We start from the raw sequence: 20,698 nt of genomic DNA, 5'->3' as shown, positions 1-20,698 counted from the left end.
AAGGACCTTCCGATGAAGATCGCGTTCGCCAAGCCCGCCATTCCCGACAAGGGCGCCCTGGTCGTCGGTGTGTTCGACGGCAAGACGCTGGGGGCCACGGCCACCGAGCTTGACGAACTCACCGGCGGACAGCTCGGCCGCGCCCTCAAGGCGTCGCGCTTCAAGGGCGAGGCCGGCAAAAGCGTGGTGCTGGACGCGCCCCACGGCGTCACCCTCGACCGCATCATCATGGTCGGCCTGGGCAAGCCCGATGCCGTCACCACCACCACGCTGGAGACCGTCGGCGGCGCGGCCGTCGCGCGGCTGGGCGAGCTGGGCGACGAGACCGCCGCGCTGGCCATCGACCTGCCCGACGCGGCCGACCTGGAGCCGGCGGACGCCGCCGCGCATGCGGCGTTCGGCGCCACACTGGGCGCCTTCCGCTTCGACCGGTACCGCACCACGGAAAAGCCCGAGGAGAAGCCGGCGCTGACCAAGCTGACGGTGCTGTGCGATGCCCACGAGGGGGCCAAGGCCGCCTTCGCGCCGCTCCAGGCGGTGGCCGAGGGGGTCGCGCTCACGCGCCGCCTGGTCAGCGAGCCAGCCAACGTGATCTACCCCGAAACCTTTTGCGAGGCCGTGGCCGACCTGGCCGACCTGGGCCTCTCCATCGAGGTGCTGGACGAGGCCCGCATGCGCAAGCTGGGCATGGGCGCCCTGCTGGGCGTGGCCCAGGGCTCAGCGCGCCCGCCTCGCCTGCTGGTCATGGAATACCGCGGCGCCAGGGACAAGACCGCCCCGCCGGTGGCCTTCGTCGGCAAGGGCGTGACCTTCGATTCCGGCGGCATCAGCATCAAGCCCGCCGCCGGCATGGAGGACATGAAGTGGGACATGGGCGGCGCCGGTGTCGTCGCCGGCCTGATGAAGGCGCTGGCCGGCCGCAAGGCGGCGGTCAACGCCGTCGGCCTGTGCGGCCTGGTGGAGAACATGCCGTCGGGCACGGCGCAGCGGCCCGGGGATGTGGTCACCTCCATGTCCGGCCAGACGGTCGAGGTCATCAACACCGACGCCGAGGGCCGGCTCGTGCTGGCCGACGTGCTGTGGTACGCGCAGGACCGGTTCAAGCCCAGCCACATCATCGACCTGGCCACCCTGACCGGGGCGATCATCATCAGCCTGGGCAGTGAGCACGCCGGTCTGTTCTCCAACAACGACGACCTGTCCGAGGCGATCAGCGAGGCCGGGACCGCCGTCGGCGAGAAGGTCTGGCGCCTGCCGCTGGGCGAGGCCTACGACAAGATGCTGCGCTCCGACATCGCCGACATGAAGAACACCGGCAACCGCGAGGCCGGCTCGATCACCGCCGCCCAGTTCCTGCAACGCTACCTCAAGGACAAGGACACACCCTGGGCGCACATCGACATCGCCGGCGTGACCTGGTCCAAGAAGGACAAGCCGACCGTGCCGAAGGGCGGCACCGCGTTCGGCGTGCGGCTGCTGGACCGGATGGTCGCCGACATGATCGAGCAGGGCGGCGGCGACAGCGGCCCGGGCCGGGCGAAGGACAAGGATAAGGATAAGGATAAGGACGGGGACCGCGACGGCGACAAGGGCAAGGGAAAGGAAAAGGGTAAGGGCGACAAGAAAAAGAAGAAGAAGTAGCCCGGCTCGCCGCGAACCGGTGGAGGCCCAACCGATGCAGGGTGTTCGACTCGACCGGCTGTGGGACCTGACGCCGCAAGCGGTGCTCCTGCTCGACCGCGACGGCCGCATCGTACAGGCCAACCGCGCCGCCGCCTTGCGCCTGGGCGAGGGCGATCCGGACCATCTGGCCGGCCGGGACTACTTCGCGCTGCTGCCGGCCGCCGTCGCGCGGGCGCGGCGGGACCGGCTGCGGGCCGTCCTCGACCCCGCGGAGACCGAGACGGCCGCACGCAGCGTCGTCGACCGTGTGGCCGACGCGGACGGGCGCCCGTGCCTGGTGCGCTGGACCCTGGTGCCCGTTGGCCTCGCGTGCCCGGATACGGCCGCAGCGGCGGCGCCCGTCGTCATGGTGTGCGAGGACGAGGCGGTCACTCCCGAGGCGCCCGCCCAGGAGCGCCGCAGCGAGGGCCGCTTCCGTAACGCCTTCGATCAGGCACCGCACGGCATGGCCCTGATGGACATCGAAGGTCGCTGGCGCCGGGTCAATCCCGCGCTGGTGGAGATGCTCGGCCGCCCGCCCGAGGCCCTCATCGGGCGCTCCGTGCTGTCCGTCACCCATCCCGACGACTGGGCGGCCGAAACGGCGTGGCTCGACGCCGCGCTGGCCGGTGACGACACGCCCTTCGACGCCGAAAAGCGCTTCCTGCGTCCCGACGGCACCCTGGTGTGGGCGCGGGTCACCGGCGCCGTCACCCGCGGTCCCGACGGCCGGCCCCAGGACATCGTGGCCCAGATCGCCGACGTCAGCCGCCACCGCACCGCCGAGGAGGCCCTGCGCGCCAGCGAGAGCCGGTTCCGCGAGAGCTTCGCCGCCGCCCCGCACGGCATGGCCATCCTGGCCCTGGACGGCCGCTTCGAGGAGGTCAACGCCGCCCTCTGCCGCATGCTGGAGCGCACCGAGGCCGACCTGCTGGCGCGCGACATCACCGCCGTGAGCCATCCCGAAGACCTGAACCTGGAACTGGAGGCGGCGCGCCGCCTTCTGGCCGGGGACGTGCGCGTGTTCTCGGGCGAGAAGCGCTACCTGAAGGCCGACGGCGCGGTGGTGCGGGCGCACGTCAGCCTGGCCCTGGCGCGCGACGGCGCCGGGCAGCCGCGCCACTTCATCGCCCACGTCCAGGACATCACCCGACAGGTGGACGCGGAGGCGCGCCTGCACGAGGCCATCGACGCCGCCGAACAGGCCCTGGTCGCCAAGACCCGGTTCCTGGCCGCCGCCAGTCACGACCTGCGCCAGCCGCTCCAGGCCCTGAACCTGTTCGTCTCCGTGCTGTCGGGGCGCGAGACCGATCCCGCCAAGCAGGACATCCTGGGCAAGGTCGAGCGCTCGCTGGCCGGTCTCTCGGAGTTGATGAACACCCTTCTCGATATCTCGAAGCTGGAAGCCGGGGCCATCCTGCCCGACCAGCGGCCGTTCGACGCCCGGGCCCTGCTGGACCGGCTCGCCGACGAGTTCGAGCCGGTGGCGTTGGCCGGCGGGCACACCCTGCGCCTGGTGCCCCCGGCCGTCACCCTGTACAGCGACCCGGCCCTGCTGGAGGTCATCCTGCGCAACCTGATCGGCAATGCGCTGAAGTACACCCCGCACGGCGGCCGGGTGCTGGTGGGCGGGCGCCGTCGCGACGGCGGCCGCAGCCTGCGCCTGGACGTGATCGACACCGGCCCCGGCATCCCGCCCGACCAGCGGCGTCTGGTGTTCGAGGACTTCCATCAGGTCCCGCCCGACGCCGGCGGGGGCGGCGCGGGACACCGGGGCGGCCTGGGGCTCGGCCTTGGCATCGTCAGCCGGGTGGCGCGGTTGCTGGGGGTGGCGGTGACCGTAGACTCGACACCGGGCCACGGCGCGCGGTTCTCCGTCGAGGTGCCCTGCCACGAGGCCGGCGCGGCGACCGACCGGACGGGGCGCAAGGAGACCCCGGCGCCGGGCACCGATCCCGCCGGCCTGACAGCGCGGGCCGACCGGCGCGATCCCCCTCACCTGGTGGTGGTGGACGACGAAGCCCCGGTCCGCGAGAGCCTGACCCTGTTGCTGGAAGGCTGGGGGCACCGCGTCTCCGCCTTCGCCGGGCTGTCGGACCTGACCGAGGCCCTGCTGACCGACCGGCTCGCCGATCCCGACGTGCTGCTGGTGGACTTCCGCCTGCCCAGCGGCCGCACCGGCATCGAGGCCGTGGCCCTGACCCGGGGCCATTTCCGCCGGCCCATTCCGGCCCTGCTGCTGACCGGCGACACCGACAGCCACCGGCTGCGCGAGGCCAGCCGAGGCGGCCTGCCCGTGTTGCAGAAGCCGGTCCGGCCGGATCAGTTGCGGGTCAAACTGGCCGACCTGATCGGCGCCACCCGCCGGCGCCCCGGAACGACCGCGGGCCCCGCCGGCCCGGTGACCCCGCCGTGACGGACGGCGACGGGCCAGGCGCTGCGGCCCCCGGCGCGCCGGACGCGTTCCTGGCGCCGGCGCTGGCGGCGTGGCGGGCCGGGGACCTGGAAACCGCGGCCGCCCTGTGCCGCGAGCGCACCCGCGCCGTCCCCCTGGACGCCGATGCCTGGACCCTGCTGGCCCGGGTCGCGCTGGCGTGGCGGCGACCGCAGGCGGCGCTGGAACTGTGCGGCCGGGCGCTGGTGGCGGACCCGGCGCATCCCGAGGCCCTGGTCGCCCTGGGCGCCGTGCTGGGCGCCCTGGCCGCGTTCGCCGAGGCGGAGACCGCCTGCCGGCGGGCGGTGACGGTGCGGCCGGCGACGGTCGAGGGCTGGCGCCAGTGGGCCGCGGTGGCGCGGCTGGCGGGCCGGCACCGGGCCGCGGTGATGGCGGCCCGGCGGGTGACGATGCTGCGCCCGGAGGCGGCGGCGGCCTGGTCCGGGCTGGGCACGGCCCTGGCGGCGGCCGGCGACACCCTGGCGGCCGGCCGGGCACTGGCCCGCGCCTGTCGCCTCGACCCAGCGGATGCCGACGCCCGGCGACGGCTGCGCGCCCTGCTCGCGCTGCACCGCACGGCGCGAACCGCCCCGGCGGCGGACGACCCGCCCGGCGCGGACGCGTGACCGCGCGCGGCCCCGGCGTGGGAACCGACGGCCCGTGTCCCCGTCTTTCTGTTCCGTCCCCCTGTCCGATCATCTAGGATTGAAGGACCGACGGATGGCGCGCCGAGACAATGCCACAAGGCCGCTGACTCGAACGCCGGATCACCCAAAGGCGGGACACGGCACCACGGGACCTCGGCCGTGCCCACGGAACCCTGAATGATCGTCGATCTCGCCAAGAACGCCGTTTTCCTCGTCGTTCTGTGCTTCCTGCACAGTCTTGTGCTTCGGCACGGCTTCCGGCGGCCGCGCTTGACCGCGCTGTTCTCCGGCCTCGTCTTCGGCGCGGTCACCGTCCTCGGCATGGCGATGCCGGTCCATCTCGCGCCCGGGCTGATTTTTGATGCCCGCTCCGTGGTCCTCGCCAACGCCGGCCTGTTCGGCGGTCCCGTGGTGGCCGGCGTTGCCGCGGCCGTCGCGGGCATCTACCGACTCGGGCTGGGACCGCCCGGCGACATGATCGGCCTGGCGGTCATCCTGGCCAGCGCCGGCCTCGGCCTGCTCTATCGCCATCTCCTTGGCCGGGGCTGGGTCGGGCTGCAGGTCTGGGCGCTGCTCGTGTTCGGGATCGTTGTCCAGGGCACGGCGGCCACCCTGTTCCTGCTGCTGCCGGGCGGCATCGCCTGGGAGGTGACCCGCACCGTCACCCCCGTCTTCGTGCCGGTGCTGGCCGCCGCCACCGCCCTGCTCGCCTGGCTGCTGCGCGACATCGCGGCCCGGGTCGCGATGGAAGAGGGCATGGCCCGCAACGAGACCCGGCTGCAGGCGCTGTTCGAGACCGCCGAGATCGCGATCTGGACCGTGGACCTGAACCCGCTGTGCGCGGCTCTGCACCGTCTGCGGCGGAGTGGCGTGACGGATATCGCCGCCCATCTGGCCGACCACCCCGCCACGGCCCGGCACCTGGCGGAAACCCTGCGCCTCCTGGACGCGAACCCGGCCGCCCTGCGCCTGTCCCGCGTCGAGTCCCCGGAGGCGGTACGACAGGCCTTCCTTGACCACTTCGACCGCGGCCCGCGCCAGACCATCGAGGCGATCGCCGGCGCGCTGTGGCGCGGCGCGACCGTTTTCCGCGGTCAGGCCGTGTTCCCCGACGCCGAGGGCGTTCGGTTCGACGCCATCCTGACCGTACCTCTGCCCCCCGACCCGGAGACCCGGAGCCACGTACCGGTGACGCTCCTGGACGTCACCGAGCGCGTCCGGGCCGAGCGGGTCATGCGCGAACGGGAGGAGCTGTACCGCTCGGTGATCGTGACGGCGCACGACGGCTTCTGGATGACCGACCGGGTCGGCCGTCTGCTGGAGGTCAACGACGCCTACCTCCGCATGACCGGCTACAGCCGCGAGGATCTGCTGGGCTGCACGCCGTCCGACGTCGACGTGCTGCACGACGAGGATCGGGTGGAGCGCCGCATCTCGGCCCTGATCGAGGCCGGCGGCGACCTGTTCGAGACCCGGCATCGCGCCAAGGACGGGCGCCTGCTGGACGTGGAGATCGGCATCAGCTACGCCGACATCGCCGGCGGCCGCCTGTTCGTGTTCATCCGCGACATCACCGACAAGAAGCGGACCGAGGCCGCGATCCTGGGCGCCAAGACGGCCGCGGAGCAGGCCAACCGGGCCAAGTCCGAGTTCCTGGCGGCGATGAGCCACGACCTGAGGACGCCGCTCAACGCCATCATGGGGTTTGCCGACATGATGCGCCTGAACATGTTCGGGCCATTGGGCGACCCGCGTTATCAGGAGTACGCCGACAACATCTATAACAGCGGCGCGCTCCTGGTCAGCCTGGTCAACGACGTGCTGGACCTGTCCAAGGTCGAGGCGGGCAAGTACGAGTTGCGCGAGGAGGTTCTGGACCTGCGGTCGGTCATGGCGGCGGCGCGGCGCCACACCGCCGCCATGGCGGACGCGGCCGGTCAGACCGTCGTCCTGTCGGTGCCCGAGCCGCTGCCATGCCTGCGCGGCGATGAACGGGCGTTGCTCCAGATCTTCAACAACCTGCTCTCCAACGCGGTCAAGTTCAACCGGCCCGGCGGGACCATCCGCTTCGAGGCGACCCGGCACGAGGACGGCGCCATCCTCGTGCGCGTCATCGACGCCGGGCCCGGCATGGACAGCGCCGGCATCGCGCGCGCCCTGGCGCCCTTCGAGCAGGCCGACAGCCGGCATCCGCGCGCCCATGAGGGCTCCGGCCTCGGTCTGTACCTGTGCACCAAGCTGATGGCGGTGTTCGGGGGCAGCCTGCACATCGACAGCGCGCCGGGGCGCGGCACCACCGTGATCCTGCGGTTCCCGTCGGAGCGGACCCTGGAGCCGGCCGCGCCGGACGCGGATCACGCCGTCGTCCGCTCCGGCGCCTGACGCGGCCCACCCCGCCGGTCCGCCAGCACGCCAGCCGAGGACGCCGGGGGCGCGTGTCAGGTCGGACCGGACGCCGACGAGGGGCCACCGCCCGTGTCCGACGCCGGGGCGGCGCGTTCGGCCCGGTGAACCGGACCGACGTAGGCGTCTGTACGCACGAACGGGCGCGGATGCAGCACGGTATGGGCGATCCGCTTGTACAGCGTCTTGGCCGCCACCGGCTTGCCCAGGAACTCGTTAATCCCGGCGTTGCGGGCCTCGCGGACGTGGGGCAGGTCGGAGTATCCCGAGATCATGATGATCGGGATCTCGGGGTTGCGGATCGACGGGTCGCGCCGCACCAGGCGGGCGAACTCGGCGCCGTTCAGCGGCGTCATCTCGTAGTCCAGCAGGATGAGTTGGACCGCCTCGGTCTGAAGGCACTTCAGACCCTCGACGCCGTCACTGCACTCGAAGACGGTCCGGATCCCGTAGGTCGCGAGTTGCGTCGTCAGCAGGGATCGCGAGAACTTGTTGTCGTCGATAATGAGAACGCGCAGGCCCTGCAACGCCTTCTGCACGCCCCCGGTCGCGTTGCTGCCGCCAGGATCCGTCACACCACACCTCGTTGAGCGCAAGACCGGGATCACCCACCCCTGGCGGCCGCCGTTCGGTCCCACCGGCCCCCCGATCCTCGCCGACGCAGTATGGCCCCGCCGTCCGCCCCCTGTAAACGCACCGAACGGCGTAGCCTGACCAAGCCGGGCGCCAGGCCGGGCGTCCGGCCCGTCGCCACACACAGGCCACCGGAGGGGTACGATCGGGGGGGCGCCACCGGCGGGGCGGGGGCCGACGCCTGCGCCCGCCGGCCACGGCCCCGCCGCCCCCGCATCCGCGCCGCGACGGGGCCGTCGACCGTCGCGCCGTGCCTTACCGGCGCCACCAGCCGCGACGCCCTCCGGGCTCGCCGTTCGCGGCCTGGGCCGCATCCGTGCCCTCGGGCTGCCCATCGGTGGGGGCTTCGGTGGGGGCTTCGGTGGGGGCCGGCTCGGGAGCCGCCTCGGGCGTCTCATCCGGCGCCGCGGCGGGGGCCTCGGCGGGGGCCTCCTCGGGACTCTCCTCGGGCGCGGTCTCGGCCGCCTCTGCCGGGGCCTCGGTGGCCTCCGCCCCCTGGTCCGCCGCTTCTTCGCCGGCCGCGTCGGCCGGGCTGGCGGGCGCCTCGGCCGCGATCCCCGGCTCAGATGCGGGCTCCGGCTCTCCGGCGGCGGGCCCGAACGGCACCGGGGTCACCGGCGCGGGCGCGGTCTCGGTCTTGGCTTCGGTCTCCGTCTCGGCCTCCGTCTCGACCGGTGGGGCCAGGGCCAACCGCTCGTCGGGCGCGGCCAGGGCAAGAACGGCCGCCTCGGCGTCGGTGGCGTTGACCGACTCGCCATCGCTTTCGGTCACGGGTGCGGCCGTGTCGGGGGCGGGAGCCGCCTCGCCGGAGCCCGCGCCGTCGGCGCCGTCCTCGGCCTCCGTCCCGGAGCTCCGGCGGTTGCGCCGTCCGCCGCGCCGTCGGCGCGACCGCCGCGACCGACTGCTGCCGCCATTGCCGCCGTCGTCGTCACCGTTGCCGTTGGCGTCGCCGTCGCCGTCGCCGTTGCCGTCGCCATTGCCGGCGTCGTCGTCGGCCGACGCGTCGTCGTCCTGGTGCTGGTCGCGCTGGTCGCGTTCGTCACGCCCCTCGCCGTCGTCACCCTCGTCTCGCTCTTCGCGGTCATCGCGCTCGTCGCGCGCCTCGTCGCCGCTGCGCTCGCCGGCATCGTCGCGCTTCGGTTTGCGGCGGCGGCGGCGGCGCTTCTTGCGGGTGCTGGCGTCGTCGCCGTCGCGTGCGGCCTCGCGCTGGTCCGCCCGGTCGGGGAGGTCGTCGTCCTCGCCGTCGTCATCGTTATCGTTGTCGTACGCCTCGGGGGGCTCCTCGGTCGCGACCGGCTCACGCTCGGGCGCCGTGGCCTCGGCCCCCGGGCGGGATTCGGCCCGCACCCGGTCCATGGTGTAGGCGGGGATGATGAGGCTGTCGTCGCCCTCGATGCTGACCCGGAACTCGTAGCGGGCCTCGATCGCCGTCAGCATGGCGCGCTTGTTGTTGAGGATGTACAGCGCCACCGGCGTCGGCACCCGCAGGGTGACCTCGGCCGAGCGGCGACGCACGCCCTCCTCTTCCAGCACCCGCAGCATCTGGATCGCCGTCGATTCGATCGAGCGCACCACGCCGGTGCCGTGGCAGTGCTGGCAGGTGTGGAACGCCGTTTCCATCAGGCTGGGGCGCAGCCGCTGGCGCGACAGTTCCATCAGCCCGAAGGCGCTGATGCGGCCCATCTGGATGCGCGCCCGGTCCTGCTTCAGGGCCTCCTTCAGGCGCCGCTCGACCGCCGCGTTGTTGCGGTTGTCGTCCATGTCGATGAAGTCGATGACGATCAGGCCGGCCAGGTCCCGCAACCGGAGCTGGCGAGCGATCTCGTCGGCGGCCTCAAGGTTGGTCTTGAGGGCCGTCTCCTCGATGTGCCGTTCCTTGGTGGCGCGGCCGGAGTTGACGTCGATGGCGACCAGCGCCTCGGTCTGGTTGATGACCACGTAGCCGCCGGAGCGGAGCTGCGCCACCGGGCTGTGCATGGCGTCGAGCTGGCTTTCCACCTGAAAGCGGTGGAACAGCGGCATGGTCTGATCGCGGTACGGCTTCACCTTCCGTGCGTGCGACGGGGTGAGCATCTTCATGAAGTCCTTGGCGGCGCGGTAGCCGTCCTCGCCGTCCACGATCACCTCCTCGACATCGCGGGTGTAGATGTCGCGGATGGCGCGCTTGATGAGGTTGGCCTCCTCGTGGATCAGCGCCGGGGCGATCGACTTCAGCGTGGTGTCCTTGATCTGTTCCCACTGCCGCATCAGGAACTCGAAGTCGCGCTTGATCTCCGCCTTGCTGCGCTCGGCGCCGGCGGTGCGCAGGATCACCGAACCGCCGGGCGGACCGTGCAGGTCGGCGAGAATGCCCTTGAGCCGGCGCCGGTCGGCCTGGCTGCTGATCTTGCGCGACACGCCGCCGCCCCGGGCGGTGTTCGGCATGAACACACAGTAGCGCCCCGCCAGCGACAGGTAGGTGGTCAGGGCCGCGCCCTTGTTGCCGCGCTCCTCCTTGACGACCTGCACCAGCAGGATCTGACGCCGCTTGATGACCTCCTGAATCTTGTAGTGGCGCAGCATGTTGGCCTGAAGCTGCGGTGAGGCGGCGGCGACCGTCTCCTCGCCCCCCAGCTCCTCGACATCCTCGCTGTCGCGCCCGGCACCGGACCCGGAGTCGCCGTTGCCATTGTTGCCATTACCGTTGCCGCGACCGGCGCCGCGCTCGGCCCGGCTTTCCTCTTCGGCCTCGGCGGCGCGCTGGCGCTCGGTCTGCTCGGCGATCAGGGCCTGCCGATCGGCCACCGGGATCTGATAGTAGTCCGGATGGATCTCGCTGAAGGCCAGGAAGCCATGACGGTTGCCGCCGTACTCGACGAACGCGGCCTGAAGGGAGGGTTCGACCCGGACGACCTTGGCGAGGTAGATGTTTCCCTTGATCTGTTTCTTGGTGCTGGTCTCGACGTCAAATTCTTCAAGGCGTGTGCCGTCCAGCACGACCACCCGGGTTTCTTCCGGGTGGCCCGTGTCTATCAGTAGTCTCTTGGTCATGCAGGACTGAACTCCGTGGGGCCGCTGGCGCCGGAGCCGCCGAAGCGGGGGCGCCGCGACCTGGTCTCGACGCGAGACCGGAGTCCGACAGGTCGGGGAGGCGGCCGCGCGGGCGCCGCCGCGACGCCTGGGCGTCGCGCGGGCACCGCGCCCCCGGCCGGGCGACCCCGCCCTCAGCGGCGCGCCACGCCGCGGTCGCGAACGACCGGGGCGCGGGCCGGAACAAGGGCGGGGACACGGCGCGGGGCATGGGGCTGTGATCCTCCGGTCCGGACCCTGCCGGCCCGGCCTCGAATGGGGTGAACACGCGGTCGGTCGTCGATCGGAGGCGCGACGTGCGAAGAGGGCGGGCCAAAAGCGCCGTGCCGCCGCCACCGCTCGCGCGATGGCGCGCCACCTGGCGCCGGCACCGGACTGGGGACACCCGGCCGCCACGGAAGCCGTAGCGGTGGCGGAACGGTCGTTCGCGCCAGACGGGACCGGGACACCTTCCTCGTCGTTTCGGCGTGGGAGACCCCCGCGCGGGACGCTCCGACCGACGACGGAAATCCGATCCCGAGAATAGTCACCGACAGACCCGGCGACAATAGCTTATGGTGATGGCGTGTGATGAGCCCGGGACCACGGCGCCCGCGCCCCAGGGCACGGTACCGGGCACGGTACCGGGCACGGCACCGGGCCCGCCCCCGGCGCGACGTGGCGCGCACGACCGCCCACGGCCTGCGGCGCCACAGGGGAAAAGTCGAGAATTTTCATTTGTTCTTGCGGGGTTGCGTCGATCAGCGTATATCTTGGTCGAAGTTGGCGGACTCCGGATCGTTCCTTGACCGAAAGCAGGGCCATGGGGGCCAGCATGCACGCAGACAGTCACGGCACCGGCAGTCACGGCACCGGCAGTCACAGCACCGGCAGTCACAGCACCGGGGACAGCACCAGCCGAACCGCGGCGGCCGCCGGCCGGTCCGTCGTGCCCGACCGCACGGGCGTATCGCGGCGCGGCCTGCTGTGCCGGAGCGCGGTCGCCGGAGCCGGCGGGCTGGCGCTCGCCTCCGGCTGGGTCCTGCCGGCCCTGGCCACCAATCAGGCGACGGCCCTGCGGCTCGGCCGGCACACCCGCAAGACCCGGGTCGTCGTCGACCTGTCGGACCCGCCAGCCTACCGTCTGTTCACCCTGGCCGATCCGGCGCGGCTTGTCATCGACCTTCTGGAGGCCGACTGGCTGGTGCCGGCCGGCGCCTTGCCCGGTGCCACCGGCCACGTCGGCGACGTCCGCTTCGGCGTGCTGGACGGCGGGGTCACCCGCATCGTGCTCGATTTGGCCGAGCCGGTCCGCGTGCTGGAGCATTTCGCCCTGTCGCCGCGCGAGGGCTACGCCTGGCGCCTGGTGGTGGACCTGACCGAGACCTCGGCGCGGGCCTTCCGGGCCGACGCCGGGCACGAGAACGCGGTGATCGCCGGGCCGGCGGCCGACGGAGCCGGGCGCGCCGCCACCGCCCCGGTGCCGGCGCCGCCCCCCGGCCCGCCATCGGCCGTGGCCCCCACGTCCGCTCAGACGCCGGCCCCCACCGCCAGCGCCCCGGTGAACGCCGCGCCAACCGCCGCGCCGGCACCGATTCCCCCACAGCCGGTCCGACCGCGGCCGGCGGCGCTGGCGCCCCGGCCGCCGGCCGCGACGCCCCGCCCCACCCTGACTCCGGCCGCCTACGTGCCGGTGCCGATGCGCAAGCCGCCGGCGCCCTACAAGCCGGTGATCGCGCTCGACCCGGGGCACGGCGGACGCGACCCCGGCGCCATCAGCGTCGGCGGGATCTACGAGAAGGACATCACCCTCGCCATGGGTCGGGAGCTGCGCAAGGTGCTGGTCGGCACCGGGCGCTACCGCGTCTTCATGACCCGCGAGCGCGACGTCTCGGTGCGGCTGCGCGAGCGGGTGCGGCGCGCCCGCCAGGCCAACGCCGACCTGTTCCTGTCGATCCACGCCGACGCCCTGGGCAATCCGCGGGTGCGCGGCCTGTCGGTCTACACGCTGTCGGAAAAGGCGTCGGACTCCGAGGCGGCGGCCCTGGCCGAACGCGAGAACAAGGCCGACATCATCCTGGGCATGGACTTCAGTCAGGAATCGCCCGACGTCACCAACATCCTGATCGACCTGGCGCAGCGCGAGACCATGAACCGCTCGGTTCAGTTCGCCAACACGCTGCTGCGCGCGCTGCCGCCCGAGGTGCGCACCCTCAACCACAGCCGGCGCTATGCCGGCTTCGCCGTGCTGAAGGCGCCCGACGTCCCGTCGGCGCTGCTGGAGATGGGCTACCTCTCCAACCAGACCGATGAGAAACTGTTGCGGCAGCGCGCCTATCGCGCCAAATTGGCCCGGTCCGTGGTCGAGGCGCTGGACGGCTTCTTCAGCGCCGCCCACGGTGTGCAGGGCGCGCGGCTGCCCTGAGGCAGACCGCAGGCGGACAGGCCGCCCTGGGGCCCCTTGGGGCCGCCCCCGGAGCGACCTTGGGCCACACCTGGGGCCACCTGGGGCCACCTGGGGCCATGAGGGTGCCACAATCCCGGCCTACCTCCACAGGAGACCCCCCGGACAGGGAATAACGACTCCGGTGCCGACGCGGTGTGCCGCACCGAACCGCGGCGACCGCCGGCCGGCCCTGGACCGGCCCGACTCCACCCGTCCCGGCAAGACCCTCAGGCGAGAGCGCGACGACCCCCATGTTGAAGGTATTCCGGCTGGTTCTCAGCAGCATGATCGTGCTCGGCGTCGTCGGGTTCGTGTCGGTGGCCTACGTGTTCTGGCTGTTCGGCTCCGACCTGCCGGCCTACGACCACCTGAAGACCTACGAACCGCCGATCACCACCCGGGTGTACGCCGCCGACGGGCGGCTGATGGCCGAATACGCGATCGAGAAGCGCATCTACGTGCCGATCGAGGCGATCCCCAAGCGGGTCAGCAACGCCTTCCTGTCGGCGGAGGACAAGTCGTTCTACAGCCACCCGGGCATCGACGTGCAGGGGCTGGTGCGCGCGGTCATCACCAACGTGCGCAACATGAACACCGGGCGGCGGCCGGTGGGCGCCTCGACCATCACCCAGCAGGTGGCCAAGAATTTCCTGCTGACCAACGAAGTGTCGATCGAACGCAAGATCCGCGAGGCGCTGCTGGCCTTCCGGCTGGAGCAGGCGTTCACAAAGGACCACATTCTTGAACTGTACCTGAACGAGATCTATCTCGGCTTCCAGTCTTACGGTATCGCCGCCGCCGCGCTGAACTACTTCAACAAGTCGGTGGACGAGCTGACCATCGCCGAAGCCGCTTTCCTGGCCGCCCTGCCCAAGGCCCCCAACAACTACCATCCGGTGCGCGAGCGCGAGGCCGCCTACGCCCGCCGCAACTGGGTCATCGGGCGCATGCTGGAGGACGGCCACATCACGCCGGACGAGGCCGAAAGGGCGCGCGCCGAGGAGATCGTGCTGCGCGAACGCGACGACACCCAGGCGGTGTTCGGCGCCGGGTTCTTCTCCGAGGAGATCCGGCGCACGCTTGCCCAACATTACGGCGAGGAGGCCCTCTACAAGGGCGGCCTGGCGGTGCGCGCGACCCTGGATCCCGAACTGCAGCGGATCGCCGGCCGGGTGCTGCGCGAGGGCCTGATCGCCTATGACCGCCGCCACGGCTGGCGCGGCCCGGTCGCCACCCTGGCGGTCGAGGCCGGCTGGACCGAGGCGCTGGCGGACGTGCCGCGGCCGGCCGGCGCGCCCGAGGACTGGACCCTGGCGCTGGCGCTGAAGGTGGAGCGCGGCGCGGTGACCCTGGGCCTGCCCGACGGGAGTCAGGCCAAGATGCCCTTCGACACCATGCGCTGGGCGCGGCCCTGGCGCGACGACCAGCGGGTCGGTCCGGCGCCTGACAGTGCCGACGACGTGCTGTCCGCCGGCGACGTGGTGCTGGTGGCGCCGGTCACCGACGACGAGGGCGCGCCGACCGGAACCTACGGCCTGCAGCAGTTGCCGGACATCGAGGGCGCGCTGGTGGCGATGGACCCGCACACCGGCCGCGTGCTGGCGATGATGGGCGGGTTCTCGGCCGAGCGGTCCGAGTTCAACCGCGCCACCCAGGCGCTGCGCCAGCCCGGCTCGGCCTTCAAGCCGTTCGTCTACATGGCCGCGCTGGAGGACGGCTACACCCCGGCGTCGATCATCCTGGACGCCCCGTTCGTCTACGATCAGGGGCCCGGCCTGGCGAAGTGGAAGCCAAAGAACTACTCCAACCGCTTCTACGGTCCGTCGACCCTGCGCATGGGCGTCGAGAAGTCGCGCAACCTGATGACGGTGCGCCTGGCCCAGGCGGTCGGCATGGACGCGGTGGCCGACGTGGCGGAACGCTTCGGCGTGGCCCGGGACATGCCGCAGTACCTCGCCGCCTCGCTGGGCTCGATCGAGACCACGGTGCTGCGCCTGACCACGGCCTACGCCATGATCGCCAACGGCGGCCGCCGCATCGAGGCCACCCTGGTCGACCGCATCCAGGACCGCCACGGCCGCACCATCTACCGGCACGACGCCCGCCCCTGCACGGCCTGCGAGGCGGTGCCGTGGACCGGCCAGGCCGTGCCCAGCCTGCCCGACCCGCGCGGCCAGGTGATCGACCCGCTGACCGCCTATCAGATGGTGTCCATCCTGGAGGGCGTGGTGCGGCGCGGCACCGGCGGGCGCATCGGTGCCGCCATCCAGAAACCGCTGGCCGGCAAGACCGGCACCTCGAACGACTCCTTCGACACCTGGTTCGTCGGCTTCGCCCCCGACCTCGCGGTCGGCGTGTTCGTCGGCTTCGACGAGCCGCGCACCCTGGGGCCGCGCGAGGCCGGATCGACGGCGGCCGGCCCGATCTTCCGCGACTTCATGCTGGCCGCGCTGGAGGACCAGCCGGGGCGTCCGTTCCGGGTCCCCCCGGGCATCGAATTCGTCACCATCGACCGCCAGACCGGCCGCCGGGCCAGCGGCGGCGACGGCACCATCACCGAAGCGTTCAAGCCCGGCGAGGGACCGGTGAGCAATCCCGAGGTGCTCGACGGCTCCGCCGTGGCCGGTTACGGCGGCGGCGCCGGGACGGCGGCCTACGGCACCCCCTCGACGCTGGGCGTCGGCATCGTGCCGATGCCGGGCCAGTGGGGCAGCGCGGGCCAGCCCGCCGCCGGCCCGACCGGGACCGGCCAGCCGCTGCGGCCCGGGCAGCCGGTACCGCCCGGCGGCGGCCAGGTGGGCGCCGCCCCACCACCCCCGCCCGGCGGCGGCGGGGGAGCCGCCCCGCAGGCCGGCGGGCTGTACTGAACCCGACGGAATCGGGAGCCGCCGCGCCGACTGGCTCCCGACCGCCCGTTCGCCGCCCCTTTACGCCCCGGACCGGGCCGACTATGGTCCGGTCCTTCCGTTTCGGCCCCCCGAACCATGGAGACGCTCCGATGCGCGCGGAAGCGCAGGCTTTGGTCGACCAGATCCAGCAGTCGATGGCACTGCTGAGGAGGCATCTTTGACTGGGACAATGCCGTCCGCCGTCTTGAGGAACTGAACGCCCTCGTCGAGGATCCCACGCTGTGGGACAAGCCCGACGCGGCCCAGAAGCTGATGCGCGAGCGCACCCGACTCGAGGAGGCCATCGGGGGCTACCGGGCGCTGGAGGGCAGCCTGGAGGACGCCCGCACGCTGATCGAACTGGGCGAGGCCGAGGACGACGCCGACACGGTCGCCGAGGGCGAGGAGCAGTTGCGCGCCCTGCGTGACGAGGCCGCGCGGCGCGAACTGGAGAGCCTGCTGTCCGGCGAGGCCGATTCCAACGACTGCTACCTGGAGATCAACGCCGGCGCCGGCGGCACCGAGGCCCAGGACTGGGCCCGCATGATGCAGCGCATGTATGTGCGCTGGTGCGAGGCCCACGGCTACACCGTCGACTATCTCGAGGAAAGCGAGGGCGAGGAGGCGGGCATCAAGTCCTGCACCCTCCAGGTCAAGGGCCCGAACGCCTACGGATGGCTGAAGACCGAGAGCGGGGTGCACCGCCTGGTGCGCATCTCGCCCTTCGACAGCTCGGCACGCCGGCACACCAGCTTCGCGTCGGTCTGGGTCTATCCGGTGATCGACGACAGCATCGAGATCGACATCCAGGACAAGGACTGCCGCATCGACACCTACCGCGCCTCCGGCGCGGGCGGCCAGCACGTGAACCGGACCGACAGCGCGGTGCGTATCACGCATATTCCGTCCGGGATCGTCGTCCAGTGCCAGTCGCAGCGCTCGCAGCACCAGAACCGCGCCTTCGCCTGGGACATGCTGCGCGCCCGGCTGTACGAGGCCGAACTCCAGCGCCGCGAGGCCGAGGCCCAGGCCCTGGCGGACTCCAAGACGGACATCGGCTGGGGCCACCAGATCCGGTCCTATGTCCTGCAACCGTACCAGATGGTGAAGGACCTGCGGACCAACCTGGAGACCTCCGACACCCAGGGCGTTCTGGACGGCGACCTCGACCGCTTCATGGCGGCCGCGCTGGCGGCCCGGGTGGCGGTCGACGGGGACGCCGCCCCGGCCTGACCACGGCGCCCGGGATGCCCCCGGACGGGAGACGGCGGACATGGTGAACGCGATCGCCGGGCTGATGGGGGTCACGGTGGCGGTGTACGTCATCGTCGGGGGCTGGCTGTATCTGTTCCAGGAGCGCCTGCTGTTCCAGCCCGGGCCGCCGCCCCCGCCCCCGGGCGAGACCGCGCTGGCGGCGATGCGGCCGCTGACCCTGACCACCGCCGACGGCCTGCGGGTGACATCGTGGTACGCGCCGCCGGCCGTGGACGGCGGCCTGGTGGTGGTCTACTTCCACGGCAACGCCGGCAATTTCGCGGGCCGGGCGGTCAAGGTCGGCCAGCTCCTGGACCAGGGGCTCGGTGTGCTGCTGGTGGGCTACCGCGGCTACAACGGCAATCCGGGCACCCCCAGTCAGGCGGGCTTCCGGGATGATGGGCGGGCGGCGCTCGATTTCCTCGACGGCGCCGGCATCGGGGCCGCGCGGCGCGTCCATTACGGCGAGTCGATCGGCTCCGGCACCGCGCTGCCCTTGGCGGTTGAGCGCGGGGCGGCAGCCGTGATACTTGAAGGCGCGTTCACTTCGATCGTGGAGATGGCGCGGCGGCAGTATCCGATCTACCCGGCCGGCTGGCTGGTCCGCCATCCGTTCGACAATCTGGCCGCGGTGCGGGATCTGGCGGCGCCGTTGCTGGTCATGCACGGGGCAGGCGATGACCTCGTGCCGCCGGACATGGCGCAGCGGCTGGCGGATGCGGCGCGCGCGGCCGGGGTTCCCGCAGTCGAGGCGGCGATCTTCCCGCAGGGCAATCACGTGGACCTGTTCGACCACGGCGCGGCCGGACGGGTGCGGGCGTTCCTGACCCGGGTCACCACCAGCGAGTCAGGGTGATCCCGCCCGCCCCGCTCTGAGGAGGAGTCATCCGGTGCCGAAAGAGATGCGGCGCGTCGTATTGCGGGACCGCGAGGTGTCCCGCGCGTTGCAGTCCTTCGTCCAGGCGCGCGACCCGGCGTTCCGGGGCGCCCGCCTGACGGAAATGCGGGTGGTCACCGCCCAGCCGCTGGAGATCGAGGTGACGGTGCGCCGCGCCGGCGAGGACTCCACCTTCGCCCTCGGCGCGCCGCACGTCGCGGCCGCCCTCATCTCCTTCTGTGGCGCCACCGGCATTCCCCTGCCCCGCATCGCCGCCAAGGCGGTCAAGCGGGTCAATGGCGGCATCGCCCTCGACATGACCATCGACGACGGCGCGGACGGCTGAACGGCCCGACCGCGCCCGTGTGGCGCGCTACTCCGCCGCCGCCGGGCGGTCCGGCGCGGCCAGCAGCACGACGCCGGTCACCGACACGACCTCGACGTCCGCGACCGCCCCCCGGTGCAAGACGGTGATGCCGTCCGGCACGAGTCGAGCGCGCCAGCCGTCGGCCGTGGCCTCGACGGCCAGGCTGTCGGCGGGCAGACGCACCAGCCCATCGGCCCGCGCCTCGGTGGTCGCGAACGCCCGCTCCACCACCGGCGACAGATCGAGCCGCAACACCGTCTCGGACTGGGGCGGCGCCACCGTCACGGCCGGGCCGTCCAGCGCGACCACCGGCGTGGCGGCCCCGGCACTGTCGGCACCGTCGGTGGCGTCGGCGCCGTCGCTGAGGGCGGTCGATGCGCCCTGGCCGTGCACGGACAGCGGCAGCAGGCTGTCGAAGCCGCGTACCGTCACGACCGCCTGATCCGACTCGGGCCGCACGGTCAGCGACGCCGGCGCCCGGGTCGCCATGATGTCGATCTCCAGCGCCTCCAGACGCATCTCTGCGGTGATGACCTCGTCGGAGAACATCTCGGCCAGCCGGTAGTTGGTGCCCCGATCGTGGAAGTAGCTCAGCAGGTGGGCGATGCGGCGCTGATCCTCGACCGGCACCGCGCCGTCGGCCGGCACGGCGCGCCCGTCCTCCAGCATGCCATGCTGCTCCAGCAACTCGCGCAACGCGCGCTCCTGGCTGACCATGGAAACCTCGGGCGCCCCCCACGGGCCGTTGCCGCCCAGGACCAGCAGCACCGCCAGCAGGCCGACGGGCGTCGCCGGCCCCGCCGTGGCCCCGCGCCACAGCCACACCATCAGCAGGATCACCAGCCACACGACGACCAGGGTCAGCAACGCGCGCGGCTCGGTCATGCCGTACTGCGCCAGCCGCAGCCACAGCGCCCAGGCCAGCGCCAGCAGCGGCAGCGGCACGCTCCAGGGGAAGACGCGGCGGTAGACCCGGGCCAGCCGGTGGCCGTCCACCGCCAGCGGCAGCGATGCCACGTGGGTGGCGACGCCGAACGCCAGATAGGCGGCGTTGAGCCCAGCCACGCTGCCCCAGTCGACCGCCACGCCCAGAACCACCTGGATCAGGTAGACGTACAGGATCGCCAGATAGAGCAGCGCCAGCGGGATCAGCGCCCAGCCCACGGTGACCCCGACCCAGCGCGGCGTACGCTCCGGGACCGGCGGGCGCTCGTGCGATTCCTCGGGCAGCGCCTGCTGGGCGCCCACCAGGAACGACATCGGCCAGACCAGGCCGTAGGCCAGGATCCAGACCTCCTCGAACACGTCCTGGGACACCGACAGGCCCAGGATCTCATCGACCGCGAACAGGGCCACGGTGACGCCGCCGCCGAGCAGGGTTGCCAGCAGCCAGGTCGTCCCCGCGCTCACCAGCACCCGCAGGCCGCCGTACCAGCCGACAATCTGGGCGGACTCGACGGGGGCGTCCTTGGGCGGACGCAGGGCGAAATACAGCGCCATCAGCACCGCGCCGGCCTGCCAGAAGACGTAGGGCCACAGGCGCGCCTCGGGGTGGTCCGGGATGGCGAACAGGGTGCCGCCGGCCACCAGGATGATGATGACGGCCCACACCATGCGGGCCGGCTGTGCCCAGGCGCCGCCGCGCCGCAGCCCCCAGTTCACCGCCAGGGCCGCGAAAAAGCCGATGCCGCTGGTCATCAGGCCGATGGTCACGGCGTGGCCCAGGGCGCCGGCCGGGTCGGCCAGATTCCACACCGTGAGCAGCAGCGTGCCGAGAACGGCGCAGGCCGCCGCCACCGGGTTGCCGCGGGCGGCGGACAGCCAGGTCGACGGCTGGTTGGCCAGCGCCGACATCAGGACGGAAACGGGGATGGAGGTCATGGCGGGCTTCCGGGTCGGGTGAGACGGACGGGCCGGGAGGCGGCGCGGTGCGGTGTCCCCAGTCCTCTTGGCGGTACTATGCCTTGGCCCGCTCCCGGGTCAACCGGCACTGTCAACCAGACCTGTCAGCCGCGCCCGTCTCCGCACCCCGTCTCTGC

Annotated in this window: 12 protein-coding genes; 9 read left to right on the top strand and 3 right to left on the bottom strand. The window is 72.4% G+C overall.

What is annotated here, in order from left to right; all coding sequences use genetic code 11:
- Nucleotides 1-12: 12 nt before the first annotated feature.
- The 4 genes from GGD88_RS00935 (at nt 13) to GGD88_RS00920 (ending at nt 7,125) form a co-directional block, all read left to right on the top strand.
- Nucleotides 13-1,641 (top strand): leucyl aminopeptidase, encoded by a 1,629-nt coding sequence (locus GGD88_RS00935; protein WP_184430949.1) that lies wholly within the window; start codon nt 13-15, stop codon nt 1,639-1,641.
- A gap of 34 nt (nt 1,642-1,675) precedes the next feature.
- A complete protein-coding gene (locus GGD88_RS00930; RefSeq protein ID WP_184430948.1) occupies nt 1,676-4,078 on the top strand; it encodes a hybrid sensor histidine kinase/response regulator in 2,403 nt (800 codons plus the stop codon).
- Nucleotides 4,075-4,722 (top strand): tetratricopeptide repeat protein, encoded by a 648-nt coding sequence (locus tag GGD88_RS00925; RefSeq protein ID WP_184430947.1) that lies wholly within the window; start codon nt 4,075-4,077, stop codon nt 4,720-4,722. Before GGD88_RS00930 ends, GGD88_RS00925 begins: the two co-directional genes overlap by 4 nt.
- Nucleotides 4,723-4,920: 198 nt before the next feature.
- The gene (locus tag GGD88_RS00920; protein WP_184430946.1) at nt 4,921-7,125 is read left to right on the top strand and encodes a PAS domain S-box protein; all 2,205 of its coding nucleotides are present in this window, start codon (nt 4,921-4,923) and stop codon (nt 7,123-7,125) included.
- A 56-nt stretch (nt 7,126-7,181) separates the two neighbouring features.
- On the opposite strand, the gene GGD88_RS19250 is transcribed toward GGD88_RS00920, so the two are convergent.
- The gene (locus tag GGD88_RS19250; protein ID WP_184430945.1) at nt 7,182-7,721 is read right to left on the bottom strand and encodes a response regulator; all 540 of its coding nucleotides are present in this window, start codon (nt 7,719-7,721) and stop codon (nt 7,182-7,184) included.
- A gap of 313 nt (nt 7,722-8,034) precedes the next feature.
- Nucleotides 8,035-10,809, bottom strand: coding sequence for an Rne/Rng family ribonuclease (locus GGD88_RS00910; protein ID WP_184430944.1), 2,775 nt, complete (start codon nt 10,807-10,809; stop codon nt 8,035-8,037).
- 823 nt (nt 10,810-11,632) lie between these two features.
- On the opposite strand from GGD88_RS00910, the gene GGD88_RS19060 reads away from it, so the two are divergent.
- The 5 genes from GGD88_RS19060 to GGD88_RS00885 all read left to right on the top strand — a co-directional run bounded on the left by GGD88_RS19060 (nt 11,633) and on the right by GGD88_RS00885 (nt 18,638).
- Entirely contained in the window at nt 11,633-13,252 is a 1,620-nt protein-coding gene (locus GGD88_RS19060; RefSeq protein WP_184430943.1) for an N-acetylmuramoyl-L-alanine amidase, read from the top strand.
- A gap of 272 nt (nt 13,253-13,524) precedes the next feature.
- Entirely contained in the window at nt 13,525-16,140 is a 2,616-nt protein-coding gene (locus GGD88_RS00900; RefSeq protein WP_184430942.1) for a penicillin-binding protein 1A, read from the top strand.
- Nucleotides 16,141-16,271: 131 nt separating this feature from the next.
- Nucleotides 16,272-17,394 (top strand): peptide chain release factor 2 gene (gene prfB / locus GGD88_RS00895; RefSeq protein ID WP_184430941.1). Its coding sequence is split into 2 segments (ribosomal slippage): nt 16,272-16,340 and nt 16,342-17,394, totalling 1,122 coding nucleotides; the frame shifts between segments, so codons are not numbered across the junction.
- Between the two features lie 40 nt (nt 17,395-17,434).
- Nucleotides 17,435-18,271 carry an alpha/beta hydrolase gene (locus GGD88_RS00890; protein WP_184430940.1) on the top strand — a complete coding sequence of 279 codons (837 nt, stop codon included), beginning with the start codon at nt 17,435-17,437 and terminating at the stop codon, nt 18,269-18,271.
- Nucleotides 18,272-18,305: 34 nt separating this feature from the next.
- Nucleotides 18,306-18,638, top strand: a complete 333-nt coding sequence (locus tag GGD88_RS00885; protein ID WP_184430939.1) for a hypothetical protein — start codon at nt 18,306-18,308, stop codon at nt 18,636-18,638.
- A 27-nt stretch (nt 18,639-18,665) separates the two neighbouring features.
- Here the strand turns inward: GGD88_RS00885 and GGD88_RS00880 are convergent, their stop codons facing one another.
- Nucleotides 18,666-20,540 (bottom strand): DUF4153 domain-containing protein, encoded by a 1,875-nt coding sequence (locus tag GGD88_RS00880; RefSeq protein ID WP_184430938.1) that lies wholly within the window; start codon nt 20,538-20,540, stop codon nt 18,666-18,668.
- Nucleotides 20,541-20,698: the final 158 nt, after the last annotated feature.

This window comes from Roseospira goensis, assembly GCF_014197795.1.
Taxonomy (GTDB): Bacteria; Pseudomonadota; Alphaproteobacteria; order Rhodospirillales; family Rhodospirillaceae; genus Rhodospira; species Rhodospira goensis.
The sequence above is the reverse complement of the archived record's forward strand: the minus strand, read 5'-3'. Positions and strand labels throughout refer to the sequence as shown.